Source organism: Microlunatus capsulatus (assembly GCF_017876495.1).
GTDB lineage: Bacteria > Actinomycetota > Actinomycetes > Propionibacteriales > Propionibacteriaceae > Microlunatus > Microlunatus capsulatus.
Window position 1 is genome coordinate 1,130,993 of sequence record NZ_JAGIOB010000001.1, and the last position, 19,383, is coordinate 1,150,375.

4 protein-coding genes are annotated in these 19,383 nt (G+C 73.8%); all 4 read right to left on the minus strand.

The window, feature by feature from the left end:
• Positions 1 to 137 precede the first annotated feature (137 nt).
• Positions 138 to 15,197 carry a malectin domain-containing carbohydrate-binding protein gene (locus JOF54_RS05260; protein ID WP_210053641.1) on the minus strand — a complete coding sequence of 5,020 codons (15,060 nt, stop codon included), beginning with the start codon at positions 15,195 to 15,197 and terminating at the stop codon, positions 138 to 140.
• 201 nt (positions 15,198 to 15,398) lie between these two features.
• Positions 15,399 to 16,271 (minus strand): LuxR C-terminal-related transcriptional regulator, encoded by an 873-nt coding sequence (locus JOF54_RS20740; RefSeq protein WP_307803855.1) that lies wholly within the window; start codon positions 16,269 to 16,271, stop codon positions 15,399 to 15,401.
• 215 nt (positions 16,272 to 16,486) lie between these two features.
• Entirely contained in the window at positions 16,487 to 17,629 is a 1,143-nt protein-coding gene (proB, locus tag JOF54_RS05270; protein ID WP_210053643.1) for a glutamate 5-kinase, read from the minus strand.
• Positions 17,629 to 19,221 (minus strand): GTPase ObgE, encoded by a 1,593-nt coding sequence (obgE, locus tag JOF54_RS05275; protein ID WP_210053646.1) that lies wholly within the window; start codon positions 19,219 to 19,221, stop codon positions 17,629 to 17,631. Before obgE ends, proB begins: the two co-directional genes overlap by 1 nt.
• Positions 19,222 to 19,383: the final 162 nt, after the last annotated feature.

A 19,383-nucleotide genomic window follows, 5' to 3' on the forward strand; every position in this document is an offset into this window, starting at 1 on the left:
ACGAGCGGTTGTTGCGTCAGAGGGGGCTCCGGCGTCCGTTCCTCCGGGTCCCGGATCCGGGGCCGGGACGCGGACGAGCCCGCCGGCACCGAGGGGGGCTCGGGTCCGGCGGGCTCGCGCCTGCGGGCTGACGGGGGTCAGCTGGGGATGATCTCGATCGCCGAGATCTTGGCGTTCTCCACCTGGCGGATCAGGTCGAGGTTGACCGTGCCGTCGGTGACGTTCGCCGTGAACTCCCGGGTGACCGCCCGGTCGATCCCGCCGGCCGCCGCGAAGACGTCGAACCGGGTGAGCACCTGGGTGCCCTCCAGCCGGACGTCGAAGGTGCGCTGGCCGGCCCGGGTCTTGTTCAGCTCCGCGAAGTGCAGCCGCACCCGGTAGGAGCCGTTGGGCACCGGCACCGCGAACCCGAAGGCCCGCGAGCCGACGGGCACGACGCCCGCCCCGGTGGCCCCACCGGTCCACTCGGACTGGAACACCGTGTTGTTGGTGCCCGCCGGGAGGGCGGTCACCGTGTCGGCCTCGCTGTAGGCGAAGCCGCCGGTGACCCAGCCCGAGCACGCCGTGGTCGACGAGCAGGCCGACCAGGTCGTCCCGCCCACCGTCTGCGCCGGTCCGCCCGCGTTGATGCGGATGGTCGGACGCGGCCGGGTGGCCTGCACCGTGGCCGAGACCGCCGACTGGTTGCCGGAGTCGTCGACCGCGGTGACGCGGTAGAAGGAGGCCACGCCGGCCGGGGCGGTGGTGTCGACGAACGAGGTGGCCGTCGACGCCGGGGTGGTCAGCTCGGTGAAGGTGCCGGTCGCCGAGGCCGCGCGGTAGACGCGGTAGCGGGCGAGGTCGGTCGCCGTCGAGGCCGTCCACCGCAGCGTGGTGCCGGTCGTGGCCGCCGTGGCGGTCAGGCCCGTCACGGCCGCCGGGGCGGTCGTGTCGGCCGGCAGGATCTCGATCGCCGAGATCTTCGCGTTCTCCACCTGGCGGATGAAGTCCAGGGTCACCGCGCCGTCGGTGACGGTGGTCGAGAACTGCCGGGTGACCGCCCGGTCGATCCCGCCGGCCGCCGCGAAGACGTCGAACCGGGTGAGCACCTGCGTGCCCTCCAGCCGCACGTCGAACGCCCGCTGGCCCGCCGCCGTCTTGTTCAGCTCCGCGAAGTGCAGCCGCACCCGGTAGGAGCCGTTGGCGACCGGGACCGTGAACCCGAAGGCCCGCGACCCGACCGGCACGACGCCGGCGCCCGTGGCGCCACCGGTCCACTCGGACTGGAACACCGTGTTGTTGGTGCCCGCCGGGAGACCGCTGACCGTGTCGGCCTCGCTGTAGGCGAAGCCGCCGCTCACCCAGCCGGAGCAGGCGCCCACGGAGGTGCAGGCCGACCAGGTCGTCCCGCCCACCGTCTGCGCCGGGCCGCCGGTGTTGATCCGCACCGTCGTCGGGCCCGCCGCCGGCCGGGTGGCCTGCGCCGTGGCCGAGCGGACGGACTCGTTGCCGGACCGGTCGGTGGCGGTGACCTGGTAGTACGAGGTCGCGCCCACCGGGGCGGTCGTGTCCACGAAGGTCGTGCCGGTCACCGCGGTGGCCGTCAGCCTCGTGTACGTCCCCGTCGCCGAGGTGGCCCGGTACACGGAGTACCCGGCCAGGTCGGCCTCGGTCCGGGCCGTCCAGCCGACGCTGACGCCGGTGGTCGACCCCGTGGCGGTCACGCCGGTCACCTGGGCCGGCGCCGTCGTGTCGGGCCGGGTCGCGGTCGCCGTGGCGGACCGCACCGACTCGTTGCCCGAGGTGTCGACCGCGGTCACCTGGTAGTACGAGGCCGCGCCGGAGGGCGCCGTCGCGTCGACGTAGGTGGTCGCGGTGACCGCGGTGGCGGTCAGCCTGGTGTAGCTGCCCGTCGCCGAGGTCGCCCGGTACACGTGGTAGCCGGCGAGGTCGGCCTCGGTCCGGGCGGTCCAGCCGACGGTGACCCCGGCGGCAGCACCGCTGGCGGTGACCCCGGCCACCTGGGCCGGCGCCGTCGTGTCGGTCCGGGTGCCGCTGGCGGCGGCCCGGGTCGACTCGTTGCCCGACCGGTCGACCGCGCTCACCTGGTAGTAGGTCGGCTGGCCGACCACCGCCGTGGTGTCGGTGTAGGTCGTCCCGGTCTGCGGGGCGGCCGCCACCGCGGTGAACGGACCGGCCGCGCTGGTCGCGCGGTAGACCCGGTACCCGGCGAGGTCGCCCTCGGTGCGGGCGGTCCAGGCCAGGTCCACCCCGGTCGCGGTCCCCCGCGCCGTCAGGCCGGTCACCGCGCCGGGCGGCGTGGTGTCGGGCCGGGTGGCCTGCGCCGTGGCGGAGCGCGCCGACTCGTTGCCGGAGGCGTCCACCGCGGTCACCTGGTAGTACGAGGCTGCACCCTGGGCCGCCGCCGCGTCGACGTAGGTCGTCGCGGTGAGCGGGGTGGTCGTCAGCTTCGTGTAGCTGCCCGTCGCCGAGGTGGCCCGGTAGACGTGGTAGCCGACCAGGTCGGGCTCGGTCCGCGCCGCCCAGCCGAGGCTGACCCCGGCCGGGGAGGCGGACGCGGTGACGCCGGTGACCTGGCTGGGCGCCGCCGTGTCGACCGGCACGATCTCGATCGCCGAGATCTTGGCGTTCTCGACCCGGGACACGAAGTCCAGGTTCACGACGCCGTCGGTGATCGTCGCCGGGAACGAGCGCACGACGGCCCGGTTCGCCCCGCCCGCCTGGGCGAAGAGGTCGAACCCGGTCAGCGCCGCCGCGTTCTCCAGCCGGACGTCGAAGACCCGCTGGCCCGGCGCCGTCTTGTTGAGCTCCGCGAAGTGCAGGCGCACCTGGTAGGAGCCGTTGAGCACCGGCACCGCGAACCGGAAGGCGGGGTTGCCCGCGCCCGTCCACTCGGTCTGGTAGATCGCGTTGTTGGTGCCCGGGGCGAGACCGGTGTTGGTGTCGTTCTCGCCGTAGGCGAACCCTCCGCTGACCCAGCCGGAGCAGCTGCCCACCGCCGCGCACCCGGACCAGGTGACGCCGCCGACGGTCTGGGCGGGGCCACCGGTGTTGATCCGGATCGGCTGCGGGGTCAGCGTGGTGGCCGACGCGGCCTCCGAGGGGGCGGAGACGTTGTCGGAGGAGTCGAGCGCGACCACCTTGTAGTGGTACGTCGAGCCCAGCTGCACCGCGGTGTCGACGTAGCCCGACGCCGTCACCGTGAGCGGCGAGACCTTGGTGAAGGTCCCGGTCGCAGAGGTGGAGCGCAGCACGTCGTACCCGGCGAGGTCGGCCTCGCCGTTGTCGGCCCAGTCCAGCGTGATCCCGCTGCCCGTCGCCGTCGCCGCGAGACCGGTCGGCGCCGCCGGGGCGGTCGTGTCCGGTGCGGGGCAGGTGCCCTTGCAGAGCACCTCGATGGCGGCGACCGCCGGGTAGTCGGCCGTGGCCGCGAGGGCCAGGTCGATCGAGCCGCCGGAGACGGCGACGTTCGGCAGCGTGAGCACCGTGGCCGTGTTGAGGGCCCCGGCCGCGGCGAACACGTCGAACCCGGAGCGCAGGACCTTGCCCTCCGCCGAGATGTCGAACACCCGCCGGCCCGCGGCGTTGTTGCCGCTGGCCCGCTCGGCGAAGTGCAGCCGCAGGTCGACCGAGGTCACCCCGCGCGAGGGCAGGGAGTACCGGAGGACCCGGTCGGCCTGCGCCACGTTGCCGACGTTGCCGCGGTAGGTGCGGTAGAGGACGTCGTCCTCGGTGCCGGCGATCTCACCGGTCGCCGCGCCCTCGTCGACCGCCGTGGCCGGGCTGAAGCGCCCGGTGTCCGGCGTCCAGACGCGACCCTGGGTGTCGGTGTAGCGGCCGGCGCCGGCCACGTCGAGCCGGTACAGCGCGTCCCGCTCGGCCGCCGGGGTGGTGGCGTCGCCGTCGACGACCCCGAACGAGTCGAAGCGGGCGACGAACTGCTCACCACCCTTGTTCGAGACCAGCAGGCCGGCCTCGGACTGGGTCGAGAAGAACCGCCCGGTCGCCGCCGCCGGCAGCGTCCAGGTGGTCGGCAGCAGCGCGATGCTGCCGTCGTCCACCCGGTAGGCACCCCGCAGGGTCCCCGTCGCGGCGTCGCCCACCAGGAACAGCTCCACCGAGGTGGCGCCGGCGGGCAGGGCCGCGGTCGCGTTGACCGCGTTCTGCCCGACGCCGCCGAGCTCGGCGTAGAACTCCACGCCCGGCGCGCCGCCCCGGTTCACCACGACCATCTTGGCGAAGTTGTCCTGGTCGGGACCGGTCTGGATCCCCTCCTGCTCGAAGCCGGCGTTGATCGCCGTCAGCGGGCCGAGCACCTTGCCGCGGACGGTCCACGTGCCGCTGGTGGCGTCGAAGGGCATCCGCACGCCGTTGACGAGCGTGTTGTCGTTCGAGCCGTTGGTGCCGTTGGTGAGGGTGCCGCTCGAGGTGACCGCCAGCGTCCCCGGGCCCGCGGTGTCGAGGTCGAGCCGCGTCGGGTCGTAGGAGCTGCTGCCGGTGACGCCGTCGTTCACGTTCGGCTGGGTCGAGCGGAAGCCCGTGCCCTGGCCGTCCCCGTCCACCAGGGTGCCGGGCACCGCGGTGTCGAAGCCGAGCCGCAGCGACGCCGCACCGGGCAGGGACGCGGGCGCCCCCGGGTCCGTCGCCGTCTCCGGCTTCATGTTCGTCACCAGGTAGACGTTGTCCTGGTAGTCGTAGTTGATGCCGGAGTAGTCCATCGCCACCAGCCACGTGTTCCGCACGATCGTGCCGGAGCGGTCGCGGACCGCCCAGGTGCGCAGGTGCTGGCCGCAGGGCGCGAGGCACCCGTTGGCCACGTCGACCGCCGCGTTGTTGCGCGTCGGGTCGCTCCACTCCCCGTCGATCTGGAGCCCGAAGGCGCCGGCCGGGTTGAAGACGCCCTGCGCGACCGCCGTCGAGCCCGCCAGGTGCGGCAGGAACGACTGCCCCTCGACGCCGTCGTGGGTGAGCACGCCGGTCGCGGAGCCGGAGGTCTTGGCGTGCCAGCGGAACGTCGCGGTGTTGCCCTGGGTGTGGAACGCGGCGAGCTGGCGGACGGTGACCGGACGGGTGGTGTCGGCCCGCAGCCAGTAGGGGCTGAGGACCTCGTCACCGCTGGCCCGGACCTGGCCCTGGGTGTTGAGCGGCACCCCGGCGGCGGTGACCGCCGTGGTGTAGCCGAAGGCGGCGAAGGTCTCCCGCAGGTCGGGCTCCTGGTTGCCCTCGGACACGCTCTGCCAGAAGCCGGCCAGCTGCACGGGCAGGGCGGGCTCGTCGGCGTCGTCGGTCTGGACGGTCAGGGTGCCGGTCCACAGGCCGTTGGCCGCGCCACCGCTGGTGGCGGTGAAGCGCACGGGCACCTGCAGCTGGCCCCCGACCGGGACCAGCGCCGGCGCCACGGCCGGGTTCACCAGCTGGAACGGCCCGGTGACGGGCAGCCCGGTGACGTTGAGCGCCTCGGTGCCGGTGTTGCGGACCACCAGCGTGGCCGTGTCGTGCACCACGTTGGCCGGGATGAACGGGCCGGTCGGGCCGCAGCCCGCCGTCTTGCAGGTGGTTCCCCGCTCCGGGTTCTGGATGCGGTTCATCACCAGGCGGTCGGCGAAGGGCACGCCGTCGCCGTTCTCCAGCACCACCTGGGCGGTGCTGGAGCCCGCGGTCACGACCGTGAAGGTCGTGGTCGCCGACGTCGCCACGTTGCCGGCGACGTCGGAGGCCCGCGCCCGCACCGTGTGCTGCCCGCCGGCGGTCACCTTGACGGCCGCGGTCCAGGGCACGAACGGCCCGTTGTCGAGGCTGTAGGTGAGGCTGGCCACGCCGCTCTGGGCGTCGGTGGCCGTGACGGTGATGCTCGCCTCGTTCTTGTAGACCCCGGCGCTCTGCTGCAGGCCGGTGACGGCCGCCGTCACGGTCGGCGCCGTGGTGTCGGCGACCACAGCGGCGTCGTTGATGTCGACGTACTGCAGCTTGGTGTTGGTGCCGCCGAGGGCGTCGACGGTCAGCGCGCCGTCGGTGACGTCCACGGTGACCGTGGCCGTCCGGACCGGCGAGGCGGTGGTCGGGGTGAAGGCGACCGCCGTCGTGCCCTCGACCTGCACCTGGTGGACCGAGTCGGTGAAGGCGGTGTCGCCGACGCCGACGGTGACGGTGTAGCGGCCGTTCGGGACCACGTGCTCCCAGGCCCCCGGACCGTTCGCCGACTGGGCGGCGGTCGGCTGCATGAGGATCACGGTCCGCACCTTGACGTCCTGGGTGCCGGTCCGCTCACGGGTCTGCGCCGTCATGTCGAGCGGGGTGCCGGTGCCCGGACGGACCCAGCCGAAGCCCCGGGTGGCGTCGAAGGGCGCACCCGTGTCCGCGGTGTAGCCGTCGGCCACGGTCGCGGCCGTCGGGGTGAAGTCGACCTTCGCCACCGGGGTGCCGGTGACCGCGCCGGCCGGGCGGACGTTGCCCACCAGGAAGACGTAGTCCTGGTAGTCACCGTTCTGCGCGTCCTCGAAGGTCACCAGGTAGGTGCCGGGGACGGGCTTGCCGGTGCGGTCCTTGACCGGGTAGGTGCGCACGCCGTGCGGGATGTTCGTGTTCAGCCCGTCCTGGGTGTACGTCTTACGGCCGAAGGACTTCGAGTCCACGTAGAAGCCGAAGTTCTCGGTCCCGGGGTCGAAGCTGCCCGCGCTGTCCGGCGTCACCGCCGGGTTGAGGGTCTGCTCGTTGTCCAGGGCCACCGTGCCGACACCCTTGAGCTCCGGGGAGCCGGTGCCGACGGTGTAGTAGCCGAAGGGCAGCAGCTCGTCGGGCGAGTAGCGTGCGACGGGCTTGATGGTCACCGGACCGGTGCCCAGCTTGGTGAACAGCGGGGCCGGCACCTCGTCGCCGATGGGCCGGGGGTCGATCCCGAGGATCAGCCCCGTCCCGCCGACGTTGACCGGGTACCCGAGCGTGTCGACGACCGCCTTGAGCGGGGGCTCGTTGTTCCCCTGCTCACCCGGCGTCGCCAGGCCGAAGACGCCGACCGAGACGGTGGGCCGGCTGGCGTCGTCGGAGGTGAACCGGACCGCGGCCGACAGCGCACCCAGCGAGCTCGCCGACGTCGGCCGGAACCGGACGCCGTACTCGACGGTGGTCGCCGGCGGCACGGTGACCGGGCCGCCGGTCAGGGTGAAGGCGGCCGCGTCGGTCCCGGTCAGCTGCGCACCGGTGATGGCCAGCGGGGTGCTGCCGGTGTTGGTGACCTTGACCGTCTGCTCGGTCGAGCTGGTGCCGCGGACACCGCTGAAGACCAGCTCGGGCTTGTCGGTGGTCAGGCGGCCCTGGCCGCTGAGCGCCGCGGGCTTGACGTTGCGCAGGATGACGACGGCGTCCTGGTAGTCGACCGACGGCGGGGCGACGTCCTCCGGCGCCACGACGTAGGCGTTCGGCTCGAGCGAGCCGTCGGCGTTCTTCAGCGGGTAGACCCGCACCTTGTGGTTGGCCGCGGCGTCCCAGGTGTTGAGGGCGTCCTCGCTGGTGGTGACCCGGTTGCTGAGCCCCGGCCAGGTGAAGTCGAGGCCGAACGGCGTCTCGAGGTCGTACTCCCCGATCTCGCGCACCACCGGGAGCACCTGCTGGTTGGAGCTGTTCGGCCCCTCCAGCAGCGCGGTCCGCTCGGACAGCTTGCCGGCGGTGTGGGCGCCGATGGTCACGGTGTTGCCGTCGGCGCCGGGGCCGGCGGGGCCGAAGAGCGAGAGGGTCTCGACCTCGACCACGTGGTCGAACGCGGCCTTGGTGAAGGCCTCGACCCGGACCTCGTCGCCGATCAGGGCGCTGCTCGAGGGCATGGTGTTGTTGCTCGGGTCGGGGTCACCGGCGTTGACCGGGATCTGGAGGGTGTCCAGGATCCACTGCAGCGACGGCTCGGCCGCCCCGCCCAGTCCGTCGGTGCCGAGGCCGCGCAGGACCGTCGACACCTTCGGCGACGCCGGGCTGCCGGTGGTCAGCTCCAGGGCTGCCGCCTGCGGGCCGGCCGCGGTCGGGTTGAACACCACCGGGAAGGTGGCGCTGCCGCCGGCGGGGATGGTGACGGGCAGGGCCGGACCGCCGGAGCGGGCGAACGAGGCCGCCTGCGGGCCGGTCAGGGTGGCCGCGGTGACGGTCAGCGGGGCGCCGCCGGTGTTCTTGACGACGACGTCCTTGGCCGCGCTGGCGGCGCCGCCCTTGACGTCGGTGTAGACGAGGCGCGGGGTGGCCTCGCCGCGGCCGACGCTGGACTGGCCCTGCGGCTTGAGCAGCTTGATGCCGGTGGTCGCCGGGTTGTCGGTCAGCTCGGTGACGTAGAGGTTGCCGGTGCTGACGTCCTGGGCGACGTCCAGCGGCTGCCGGAGGCCGGTGAAGCCGGTGATGCCGGCGATGGCCTTGGACAGGCTGCCGTCGGGGTTGACGTTGAAGGCCACGATCTCCTGGTTCGCGCTGTAGCGGACCACGAGCAGCTTGCCGGCCAGGGCGCCGCCGAAGGCGGTGGTGTTCTGGTACTCCACCGTGCCGTTGGCCGAGGCGTGCAGGCCGGCGTCGTAGACGCCCGCGAGGTCGTAGTTCGGGTCGGCCTTGGTGCCCGCCGGGTAGGCGTTCACCTTGAACAGGGGGTCACCGGTGTAGCCGGTCGGGTTGCCCGCGTTCAGCACCCACTCGCACCGCTCGGGGTTCGGGTGGCCGTAGTACTTGCCCTTCTTCACGTCGAAGACGTAGTCGGTCTCGGCCTGCGGGTTCTGGGTGATCGCCGGGGACTTCTGGTCGGCGGGGTAGCCGCCGTCCGGGCGGTTGACGCAGGACGCCGGCAGGGTGGCCGGGGTGGCCGGCACATTGCCGCCCGCCGCCGAGCCGTTGGTGCCGGAGTACAGGTGTCCGTTGCTGTGCCAGACGAGGTCGAACGCGTTGCGCACGCCCGTGGCGTACAGCGTCACCGGGGCGCCGGGGGCGTACGGGTCGTAGCTGCCCTGGTGGGCGGGGACGCCCCCCCGGGCCGGGACGCTCATCTCCTTGGTGGCCACGTCGACCGGCAGGTTCGCCGGCAGCTTGGCCGGGTCGAGCTCCAGCACGGCCGCGGACATCAGGTTCTCCGGACGGCGCCAGGTGCCGTCGTTGCCACCCATGGCGTTCATCGAGCCCTGGGTGATGTACAGCTTGCCGTCGCGGAAGGCGATCGAGTTGGTCTCGTGGTCCTTGATCGAGCGCGGCAGGTTCACCGCGACCTCGGTGTAGGTCTCCAGGTTGCGCCCGCTCAGCTTGGCGATGGCACCCGAGTGGTTGGGCACGTCCTGGCCGAGGTAGGCGTAGTTGTCGGTGATCCACAGGACCGGGTTGGTCGCCGTCGAGGCCGGGTCGAACGTCAGGCCGATGATGGTCCGGTTGGGCGCGCCCTCCCAGCCCTTGGCGGTGGCGTGCTCGCGGACCGTGTTGATGGTCTCGCGGTTGGCCAGGGTGCCGTCGGCGTTGATGGTGAAGCGGTAGATCTGGCCCATGATGCTGCCGGCGTAGAGCTTGCCGTCGGGCCCGATGACGACCGAGGTGTACATGGCACCGGTCGGGGCGCCGCTCTCGCTCCGCTCGAAGGCGACGTTGACGTCGCCGCCGCCCAGGCCGTTGGAGGTCGTGAAGACCGACGAGAACGGCATGAACTGCCGCCCGCTGACGTCCTTGGCCTGGTCGGTGATGTCGAAGCGGTACAGGGTGTCGGGGTCGAGGACGCCGTCGGCCTTGAAGGTGACGGTGTCACCGCCACCGCTGGTGGCGCCCGAGCCGGGGACGGCCTTGCCGTCGGAGACGCGGGTCAGCTTGACCGAGCCCTTGAGGCTGGTCGCGTCGACCGCGCCCACGTCGCCGTTCAGGGCGTTGTCCGTGGTCGGGGCGACGTTGATGGCCGTCTTGGTCGCCAGGTTGGCGGGGGTGACCCCGGTCGAGTACGGCCGGCCGCCCAGGTCGACGCCGGTGATGTCGACGTAGGTGACCTTGGTGTTGGTGCCGCCGGCCGGGCTCAGGGTGAGCCGGCCGTCGGTGACCTGCACGGTGCGGGTGGCGCTGAGCACCTTGGTGCCGGTGGTGGGCGTGAAGGCCGCCACGGCGTTCTGGTTCTCGATGTTCAGCCAGTGGGTGCTGTCGACCGACGGGCCGGTGTCGCCGACGCCGACGGTGACGGTGTAGGCGCCGTTCGGGACGGCGGCCTCCCACTTGCCCGGGGTCGCGGTGCCGGTGGCGCTGGTGGTCGTGAACTGCATGTGCACCAGCGTCGACTCCTTGCCCCCCGCGGTGGCGCGGTCGCGCCCGTTGAGGCTGAGGTCGAGCGGGGCGTCGGTGGCCAGGTTGACCCAGCCGTAGGTGTTGCCGGTGCCCTGGGTGGCGGCGGTGCGCAGGCCGTAGGCCTGGCCCCAGTCGGCCAGGTAGCCGGTGGCCGGGGCGGTGCTGACGGCGGTGAAGTCCACCTTCAGCGCGGTGCCCGAGGCCGGGGTGTTGATCGGCGTCAGGGTGCGCACCGTCGAGGGCGCGGACTCGTTGCCCGCGGCGTCGACGGCGGTGACGACGAAGGTGTAGGCGGTGCCGTTGGCCAGCTCGCGCTCGGTGTAGGCCTCGCGGGTCAGCAGCACCGACCCGTTGCGGCGGTTCTCCACGGTCACCGGGACCGTGGTCTGGGTGCCGGTGGCGCGGTAGACGTTGTAGCCGACCACGTCGGTGTCGTCCGGCGCGGTCCAGGTGAGCGCGACGGAGGCGTCGGACGCGCTGCCGGCCAGGCCGCTGGGGGCGGCCGGGGCGGTGGTGTCGGGCAGCGGGGCGCCGATGCCGACCACCCGCACCCAGTTCATCTTGGTGTTGGTGCCGCCGACGGCGTCCAGGGTGAGCTTGCCGTCGAGCACGTCGACGGTGGCGGTCGCGGTGGCGTACTCGGCCGCCGCGGTGGCCTGGAAGCGGTCGTGGACGACGACGCCCTCGGCCCGCACGGTGTGCCGGCTGTCGTAGCAGGGCGCGGCGCACGAGGCCGTGGTGGCGCCGGCCTGGTCGCCGACGCTGACGGTCACGGCGTAGCGGCCGTTGGGGACCCCGTACTCCCAGGCGCCCGCGGTGAGCACGTTGGGCGCGGTCGGGCCCACGACGTCGCCGTAGGTCATGTGGATCAGGCGGTTCTGCAGGTCCGTGACCGGGGCCGGCCGCTCGCGCGTCCGGGTGTTCGGCGTGAGGTCCAGGGGCGTGTGCGTGGCCGAGGCCAGGCTGTCCTGGCGCACCCAGCCGCGCTTGGTGGCGGTCGAGTAGGCCGCGCCGGTGTCCTTGGTGTGGCCGGCGGGCACGGGGGCGGCGTCGGTCTGGAACACGAACCGGACGTCGGAGGCGGGCGCGGCCACGGCGGCCGGGACCTGCGCGGAGCGGGCGGACTCGTTGCCCGCGTCGTCGACGGCGGTGACCTCGTAGAACGCGGTCGTGCCCGGCGGGACGGAGGTGTCGGTGAAGGACGGGCTGGTGAGCAGGGCGCTCGTCAGCTTCACCGCGGTGCCGCCCGCGGTGCTCGCGCGGTAGACGGTGTAGCCGGCCAGGTCGCCGGCCGTGCTGGCGCTCCAGGTGAGCTTCACCTCGGAGTCCTGGACCGCCGCCTGGAGCCCGGTCGGGGCACCCGGGGCGGTGGTGTCCGGGGTGGTCTTCGGCACCGCGGAGACCGTGGTCGAGAGCGCCGACTCGTTGCCGAGCCGGTCGTCCGCGGTCACCGCGTAGTAGTAGGTGCGGCCGGCCTCGAGGTCGCCGTCGAAGAACGTCCGGCCGCCCTTGAGGAGGATCGCGACGAGGTCGTCGTCCCCGCGGGTGACGGTCGGGGTCTCGGAGCGGTAGACGCGGTAGCCGCGCAGGTCGGCCTCGGTGCCGGCGGTCCAGGTGACGGTGACGCTCTGGATGCCGGCGGTGGCCTTGACCCCGGCCGGGACGGCCGGTGCGGTGGTGTCGGCGGGCTTCGCGCTCACCTCGGCCGAGGCCTCGGAGAGGTTGCCGGCCAGGTCGACGGCGCGGACGACGTAGTAGTAGGTGGTGCCGTTGAGCGCGGCGGTGTCCACCAGGGAGGTGGCCGTCGTCGGCTGGGTGTTCACCGGGGTGCCGGGCTGCCCGGCCACCGCGGAGCGGGTGACGAGGTAGCCGGCCAGGTCGGTCTCGGCGCCCGCGGTCCAGCTGATGGTGGCGCGGCCGTCGCCGGGCACCGCGGTGACGCCCTGCGGGGCGGCGGGCGCGGTGGTGTCGGCGTCGGGGGCCGGGGTGGCGGACTTCTCCTCCGAGGCCGCGGACTCGTTGCCGGCGGCGTCGAGGGCGGTGACGACGTAGAAGACCTCGGTGCCGTTGGTGCGGTCGGCGTCGACGAACACGGTCCCGGTGACGTCGTCGCCGACGCGCTGCGCCGCGGTGGTGCCGACGGGGCTGCTGGTGGCGCGGTAGACGCGGTAGGCGACGGCGTCGCCGGCGGCCGGCGCGGTCCAGCGCAGGGTCACGCGGGCGTCGCCCGGCGTGGCGGTCAGGGTGGCCGGGGCCGCGGGGGCGGTGGTGTCCGCCGGGGTGGCGGTGACCACCGCCGAGGGCTTCGACTCGTTGCCCTCGCGGTCGACGGCGGTGACGAGGTAGGAGACCGCGGTGCCGTTGACCAGGCCCGTGTGGGCGAAGGCCGGGTCGGCGAGCAGCGTCGTCGTCAGCCGGTCGGCCGCGACGGGCTCGACGGTGGTGCCGGTGCGGGCGTAGACCCGGTAGCCGGCGAGGTCGGGCTCGGTGCCGGCCTCCCACGTCAGCGCGGTGCGGCCGTCGCCGGCCTCGACGGCCAGGTCGGTCGGCGCGGCCGGGGCCGTGACGTCCGCCTCGACGACGTCCAGGTAGTTGATCTTGGTGTTCGTGCCGCCGGTGGCATCCACGGTGAGCTTGCCGTCGGTGACCTCGACGCGGACGGTCCCGGTCGAGAACTCGGCGGCCGCGGTGGCCTGGAACTGCTCGACGGCCTTGGTGCCCTCGACGGTGATCGAGTGCTTGCTGTCGTAGGAGCTGGCGCCGGGCTGGTCGCCGACGCTGACGGTGACGTCGTAGGTGCCCTCGGCCACGGCGAGCTCGTAGGCGCCCGGGGCGGCCACACCGGTGAAGGTGGGCTTCACGTCGTTGCCCTGCATGTGCAGCACACCGCGCTGGCGGACGGGGACGTCGAAGCCGGTCCGCACGTCGCGGAAGCGGCCGTTGCCCACCAGGTCCAGACCGGTGTGGGTGCCGGGGACGACCCAGCCGCGACCACGGGCGTTGGTGTAGGCCTGGCCGAAGTCCTTGGCGAAGCCGGTGGCCACGGTGGTGTCGGCAGCCACGAAGTTGATCTTGACCGGCAGCTTCGTGAGCACCGGCTCGACGGCCGACGGCGTCGCTGCGGCCGAGACGTCGGAGGTGGGGCCGGCCTGGCCGGCCTTGTCGACGGCCACCACGGCGTACCGGTAGGTGGTGTCGTTCGCCGCGCTGGCGTCGGTGTAGGCGGTGCCGGTCACCAGGTCGGTGCCGCTGAGCGGGGTGCCCGTGGTGTCGACGGTGCTGGTGGTGCTGCGGTAGACGCGGTAGCCGGCGAGGTCGTCGTCGGCCGGAGCGGTCCAGCCGAGGGTGACCTTGCCGTCACCGGCGCTGGCGGTCAGCGCGGTCACCTGACCGGGCTTCTTGTCGCTCGGCGTCGGCGTCACGGTGATGTAGTTGATCTTGGTGTTGACGCCGCCCGTGGGGTCCACGGTGAGGAACCCGTCGGTGACGGCGACGTCGGTGAGCGTCGCGCTCTTGAAGCGGGCGGCGCCCGTCGTGGCCGCGGTGACGCCGAAGCGGGTGACCGCCGGCTTGCCCTCGACCGTGAGCGTGTGGCTAGTGACGTCCCCACCGGGGAGGGCGTCCCCGACCGACAGCTCGACGTCGTAGGAGCCGTCGGCCACGGCCAGCTGCCAGGCGCCGGGGCGCGGCGTACCGGCGGTGCCGCTGGCGACGTTGTTCCACTGCATGTGCATGACGCCGGAGAGCTTGGGGTCCGGCACGGCCTCGGGGCGCACCCGACCGTTCGCCGGCATGCTCAGCGGCTTCTGGGTGCCGGCGGCGACCCAGCCGTAGCCGCGGGCGTTGGCATAGTTCAGGCCCGTGTCCGCGGTGGTGCCGGCGGGAACGGGCGGGGTCCCGGTGGGGCTGCGGAACGTGAACGTCTTGGGCAGCTCGGGCCGGGTGGCTGTCGCGTCATCGTCCATCACGCCCTCGGTGACCGATACCGCGGCCGGCGTGCCGGTGCCGGCGGGTGCGACGGCGTAGTACGAGATCGTGCCCTTGGTGGCGGACTCGTCGACGTAGGCGGGGTCGGTGACCGTGGCCAGCGCCGGCTTCGAGGTGTCGACCGGCAGGTTGTCTCCGCGCCACACCCGGTAGCCGTCGACGCCACTCGCGGCGTCCCAGCTGAGCGTGGTGCCGCCAGCCGCCGCACGTGCGGTCAGGTCGACGACGGGGATGGCGTCGATGGTGACGAAGGCGAGCTTGGTGTTGGTCCCGCCCAGGGCGTCGACCGTCAGCTTTCCGTCGTTCACGTCCACCCAGACGGTGGTCGTCCGGAGGCGCCCGGCCGTGCAGGCCGCGGAGGTCGTCCCACCCATGCCCTCGACCGCCTTGGTGCCCTCGACGTTGATGACGTGCGACTCGGCGTCGTTGCCCGGGTTCGGGTCGCCGACGCCCACGCTCACCTGGTACTGACCGTTGGGAAGCTTGTGCTCCCAGGCCACTGGGGTGCTGTTGTTGGTGGCGTTGGTCACCGGCGCCTGCATGTGGATGAAGGTCCGCTGCGGCGTCGGCACGTTGGTCGTGTTGGTGCAGAGGTTGCGGTCGCGCGTGTTCAGCGGCACGCCGAATGGGACGTGCGTGCCGGCCAGGCTGTCCTGTCGCACCCAGCCGAACCCGGCGGCGTCGGTGTAAGCCCCGCCCAGGTCGGCGGTGTAGCCCACGGGCGCCGTGCTCGCGTTGTTGGTCATGTCGACCTTGACGCTCAGCGGCGGGGTGGGCTCGGCGGCGACGGCCGGCGTGGACGAGGACTGCAGCAGCTGGAGCGGTCCGGCCACGAGCGCGCCCGTGACGAGCGCGACGGCGGCGGTGCGGCCGAACCGCAGGGCGGTGCGGATCGAGCTGGTAGGTGAGGACACCTGGTCTCCCGAGAAGAAGTTGAACATGGAACGACAGCCGAACTCTGGCTGAGCGGACCCCTGAGCGGATCACCGAACTCAGGGGTTTCCTCGATGGGTCGGACCATCGAGCCATCCGGGAGGGCGAGGGCTCCGAAGGGCCGGTCCGGACGGGTGCAGGGCAGGCCGCACCGCCCGGACGGGTCCGGGTGGTGGGGCGGTCAGGTGGTGGGCGGTGGAGCCCGGCGGTCAGCCGGCCTCGGTGAGCAGCGCGCGGGTGAGCTCCACCCGCGAGCGGACGCCGAGCTTGGCGAAGATCTGCTTGAGGTGGGACTCCACGGTGTGCCGGGAGATGCAGAGCCGCTCGGCGACCTGCGGGTTGCTGAGCCCCTGCGCCACCAGCTCGGCGACACGGGTCTCGGCAGGACTGAGGGTCGTCCGTCGCGCCGGGCGGACCGGGCGCGGCGGGCGCGGCACCAGCGACAGGGCCCGGGCGGCGACCGCCGGGACCACGGCGGCCACCGGGGGCACGGGCTCCGGCACCACGGCGCGCAGCAGCTTCTTGGCGGCGCGGGTGGCGTGCCAGCGGACGGTGACCTCGCTCAGCGACAGCGCCTGCGCGATCTCGCGGATGGTGCGACCCACCTGCACCTCGTCGTGCACCTGGCGCTCGCGTGCCGTCAGCGGGTCGGGCTCGGGCGGCACCTCGGGCTCCGCGGCGGGCGGGGCGACGCCGGCGCGCAGCACGGCGACGAGCATGGCGGTGACGACGTGGCAGAAGCCGGTCTCCCCCGCCGCGACCCGCGTCAGCCGCTCGACCATCTCGGGCGCCGGCGTGCCCGGCAGGATCCAGCCGTCCACCCCCGCGCGGACGGCGGCGGCGAGGACCGACGGGTCGTCGACCTCCGACAGCACCACCAGCCGGGCCGCACCGGCGCCGGAGCGGACCTCGAGCAGCGCGTGCTCCAGGGCCGCGGGCTGGTCGAAGGCCACCAGCACGACGTCGGGTCGGCCACCGCCCCCGCCCTCACCCGGGCGGTGCGTCCTCAGCGTCAGCGTCTCGGCCGCGGCGAGCACCAGGCCCGCGTGCGCGGCCCGGGCGCCCCCTCCGACGACCAGCACGGCCGGGGCACGCGTCCCCGCCAGCGATGTCGCGGTCCCCGGTTCCACCGGAGCGGACAGCGAAGTCCACATGTGATCGTCCCCCACGATCTTGTCGGGGGTCGCGTCCACGGATCTCGGCCCCGGAGTACCCCCGTCCCCGGCGCCTGTGAGGACCCTAAGGGAAAGCGTGTACCGGCGCAGGAGAACCGGGGGAAGTTCTCGACCCGGTCACCTCAGCGGGCGGTCGCGGCGTCGTCGAAGACGACGAGGGCGTCGCGGTGCACCACCGTGCGGTCGTAGCCGGCGCCCAGCTCGGCGGCCAGCTCGCGGGTGCTGCGGCCCAGCAGGGCGGGCAGCTCCTCGGCGTCGTAGTTGACCAGCCCGCGGGCGACGACGGCGCCGTCGGGCCCGACGAGGTCGACGGGCTCCCCGGCGCTGAACGCGCCCTCGACGGCGGTCACGCCGGCCGGCAGCAGCGATGCCTGCCGCTCCACCAGGGCCCGGACGGCGCCGGCGTCCAGGCGGAGCGCGCCGCGGGCGTCGCTGGCGTGCCGGAGCCACAGCAGCCGGGTGGGCCGGCGCTTGCCGGTGGGGTGGAACCAGGTGCCGACGGGCTCGCCGCGCAGCGCGGCACCGGCCCGGTCGGCGCTGGTGAGGACGACGTCGATGCCCGCCGTGGTGGCGATCCGGGCCGCCTCGACCTTGGTGACCATGCCGCCGGTGCCGACGGCCGAGCCCTTGGCCGAGACGTCGAGGCCGGCCAGGTCGGCCTCGCCGTGCACCTCGGGGATGCGGCGCGCGCCGGGCTCCCCCGGCTTGGCGGTGTAGAGGGAGTCGACGTCGCTGAGCAGCACCAGCGCGTCGGCGTGCACGAGGTGGGCGACGAGCGCGGCCAGCCGGTCGTTGTCGCCGAAGCGGATCTCGTGGGTGGCCACGGTGTCGTTCTCGTTGACCACGGGCACCACCCCGAGCTCCAGCAGCCGGCCGAAGGTGCGGAAGGCGTTGCGGTAGTGGCCGTGCCGGGTGACGTCGTCGACGGTCAGCAGCACCTGCCCCACGCCGAGCCCGTGCGCGGCGAACAGGTGGGTGTAGTAGCCCATCAGCAGACCCTGGCCGACCGACGCGGCCGCCTGCTGGGTGGCGAGGTCGCGCGGGCGGCTGCGCAGCGCGAGCGGCGCCAGGCCGGCGGCGATCGCCCCGGAGGACACCAGGACGACCTCGCGGCCACCGGCCCGGACGGCGGCCAGCGCGTCGACGAGCGCCTCGATCCGGGCGGGGTCGATCCCGCCCTGGGGCGTGGTCAGCGACGACGAGCCGACCTTGACCACCACCCGGGCCGCTCCGGCGACCGCGGCGCGCACGTCCGCCGCGCCCATCAGCGCTCGCGGACCTCGTCGGCCACGGGCACGCCCTCGTCCCCGGCGGTCCGGTCGGCCCCGGCGGCCTGGTCGACCTCGGCGGTCTCGTCCACCTCGGAGGCGTCGTCCAGCTCGGGGGCGTCGTCGGCCAGGTCGCCGAGGCTGGTGAAGGTGAACTCGCCCTCCACCTCGTCGTCGGCGGCGTGGTAGGCGGCGTCCTTGTCGCGGCGCCGGCGCGCGGCCGGGCGCTCCTCGGTGAACCGCTGGTCCTCACCGCGCCGGCTGAGGATCTCGGCGCCGACGTCGACCTGCGGGGCGAAGTCGAAGACGACCGCATCCGCGCCGCCGATGGCCACGCCGTCGCCGGCGCGGGCGCCGAGCTCCAGCAGCCGGGTCTCGATGCCGATCCGGTTGAGCCGGTCGGCGAGGTAGCCGACGGCCTCGGTGTTGTTGAAGTCGGTCTGGCGGACCCAGCGCTCGGGCTTCTCCCCGCGCACCCGCCAGAGGTCGCCCTCGGCCTTGATGGTGAAGTCCGCACCCTTGCCGCCGACCGACTGCGGCCGCAGCACGATCCGGGCCGGGCGGGGCGGCGGCATCGCGGCCCGCCGATGCGCGACGACCTCGGCCATGGCGAAGGTGAGCGCCTGCAGCCCCTCACCGCTCTTGGTCGAGATGGAGAACACCCGCAGGCCGCGGGCCTCCAGGTCGTCGACGACCAGCTGGGCCAGCTCGGCCGCGTCGGGGATGTCCACCTTGTTGAGGGCCACCAGCCGGGGCCGGTCCTCCAGGCCGCCGTGCGCGGCGAGCTCGGCCTCGATGACGTCGAGGTCGGTCAGCGGGTCGCGACCGGGCTCGAAGGTGGCGCAGTCGAGGACGTGCACCAGCGCGGCGCAGCGCTCGATGTGCCGCAGGAAGTCGTGGCCGAGGCCGCGGCCCTCGCTGGCGCCCTCGATGAGGCCGGGCACGTCGGCGACGGTGTAGGTGGTCGCCCCCGCCACGACGACGCCGAGGTTGGGCACCAGGGTGGTGAACGGGTAGTCCGCGATCTTGGGCCGGGCCCGGGAGATGGCGGCGACGAGCGAGGACTTGCCCGCGCTCGGGAAGCCGACCAGGCCGACGTCGGCGACGACCTTGAGCTCGAGGACGACGGTGCGGGTCTCGCCCTCCTCGCCCAGCAGGGCGAAGCCGGGGGCCTTGCGGCTGGACGAGGCCAGCGCCGCGTTGCCGAGGCCGCCGCGGCCGCCACGGGCCACGACGAGCTCGGCGCCCTCGCCCGTGAGGTCGGCCAGCTGCTCGCCGGTGTCGGCGTCGGTGATGACGGTGCCGTCGGGGACGCCCAGGACGATGTCCTCGCCGTTGGCGCCGTTGTTGTGGTCACCGCGCCCGGGCTGGCCGCTGGTGGCCCGCCGGTGGGACTGGCGGTGGTAGTCGACGAGCGTGGTCAGCCCGGGCTCGACGCGCAGGACGACGGAGCCGCCGTCACCGCCGTTGCCGCCGTCGGGTCCGCCCAGGGGCTTGAACTTCTCGCGGTGGACCGAGGCCACCCCGTGGCCGCCGTTGCCGCCGTAGACGTGCAGCGTGACCTGGTCGACGAAGCTGGGGATCGCCATGCCGCGCTCCTCTCGTGCGTACGGTGCCGGCGTACGGGTGGTGTGGGTGGTGCAGGGCCCGACGGGTCGTCCCGTCCGGGGTCGTGCCCGGCGGCGGGTCGGCCGGCCGGTGGAAACAGCGGAAGGGTGGCCCGTCGGGCCACCCTTCCGGTCGTGCGTTCG

Coding starts and splice junctions, on each gene's coding strand:
- JOF54_RS05260 (WP_210053641.1), bottom strand. CDS start 15,197: ATGTTCAACTTCTTCTCGGGAGACCAGGTGTCCTCACCTACCAGCTCG.
- proB (WP_210053643.1), bottom strand. CDS start 17,629: ATGGGCGCGGCGGACGTGCGCGCCGCGGTCGCCGGAGCGGCCCGGGTG.
- obgE (WP_210053646.1), bottom strand. CDS start 19,221: ATGGCGATCCCCAGCTTCGTCGACCAGGTCACGCTGCACGTCTACGGC.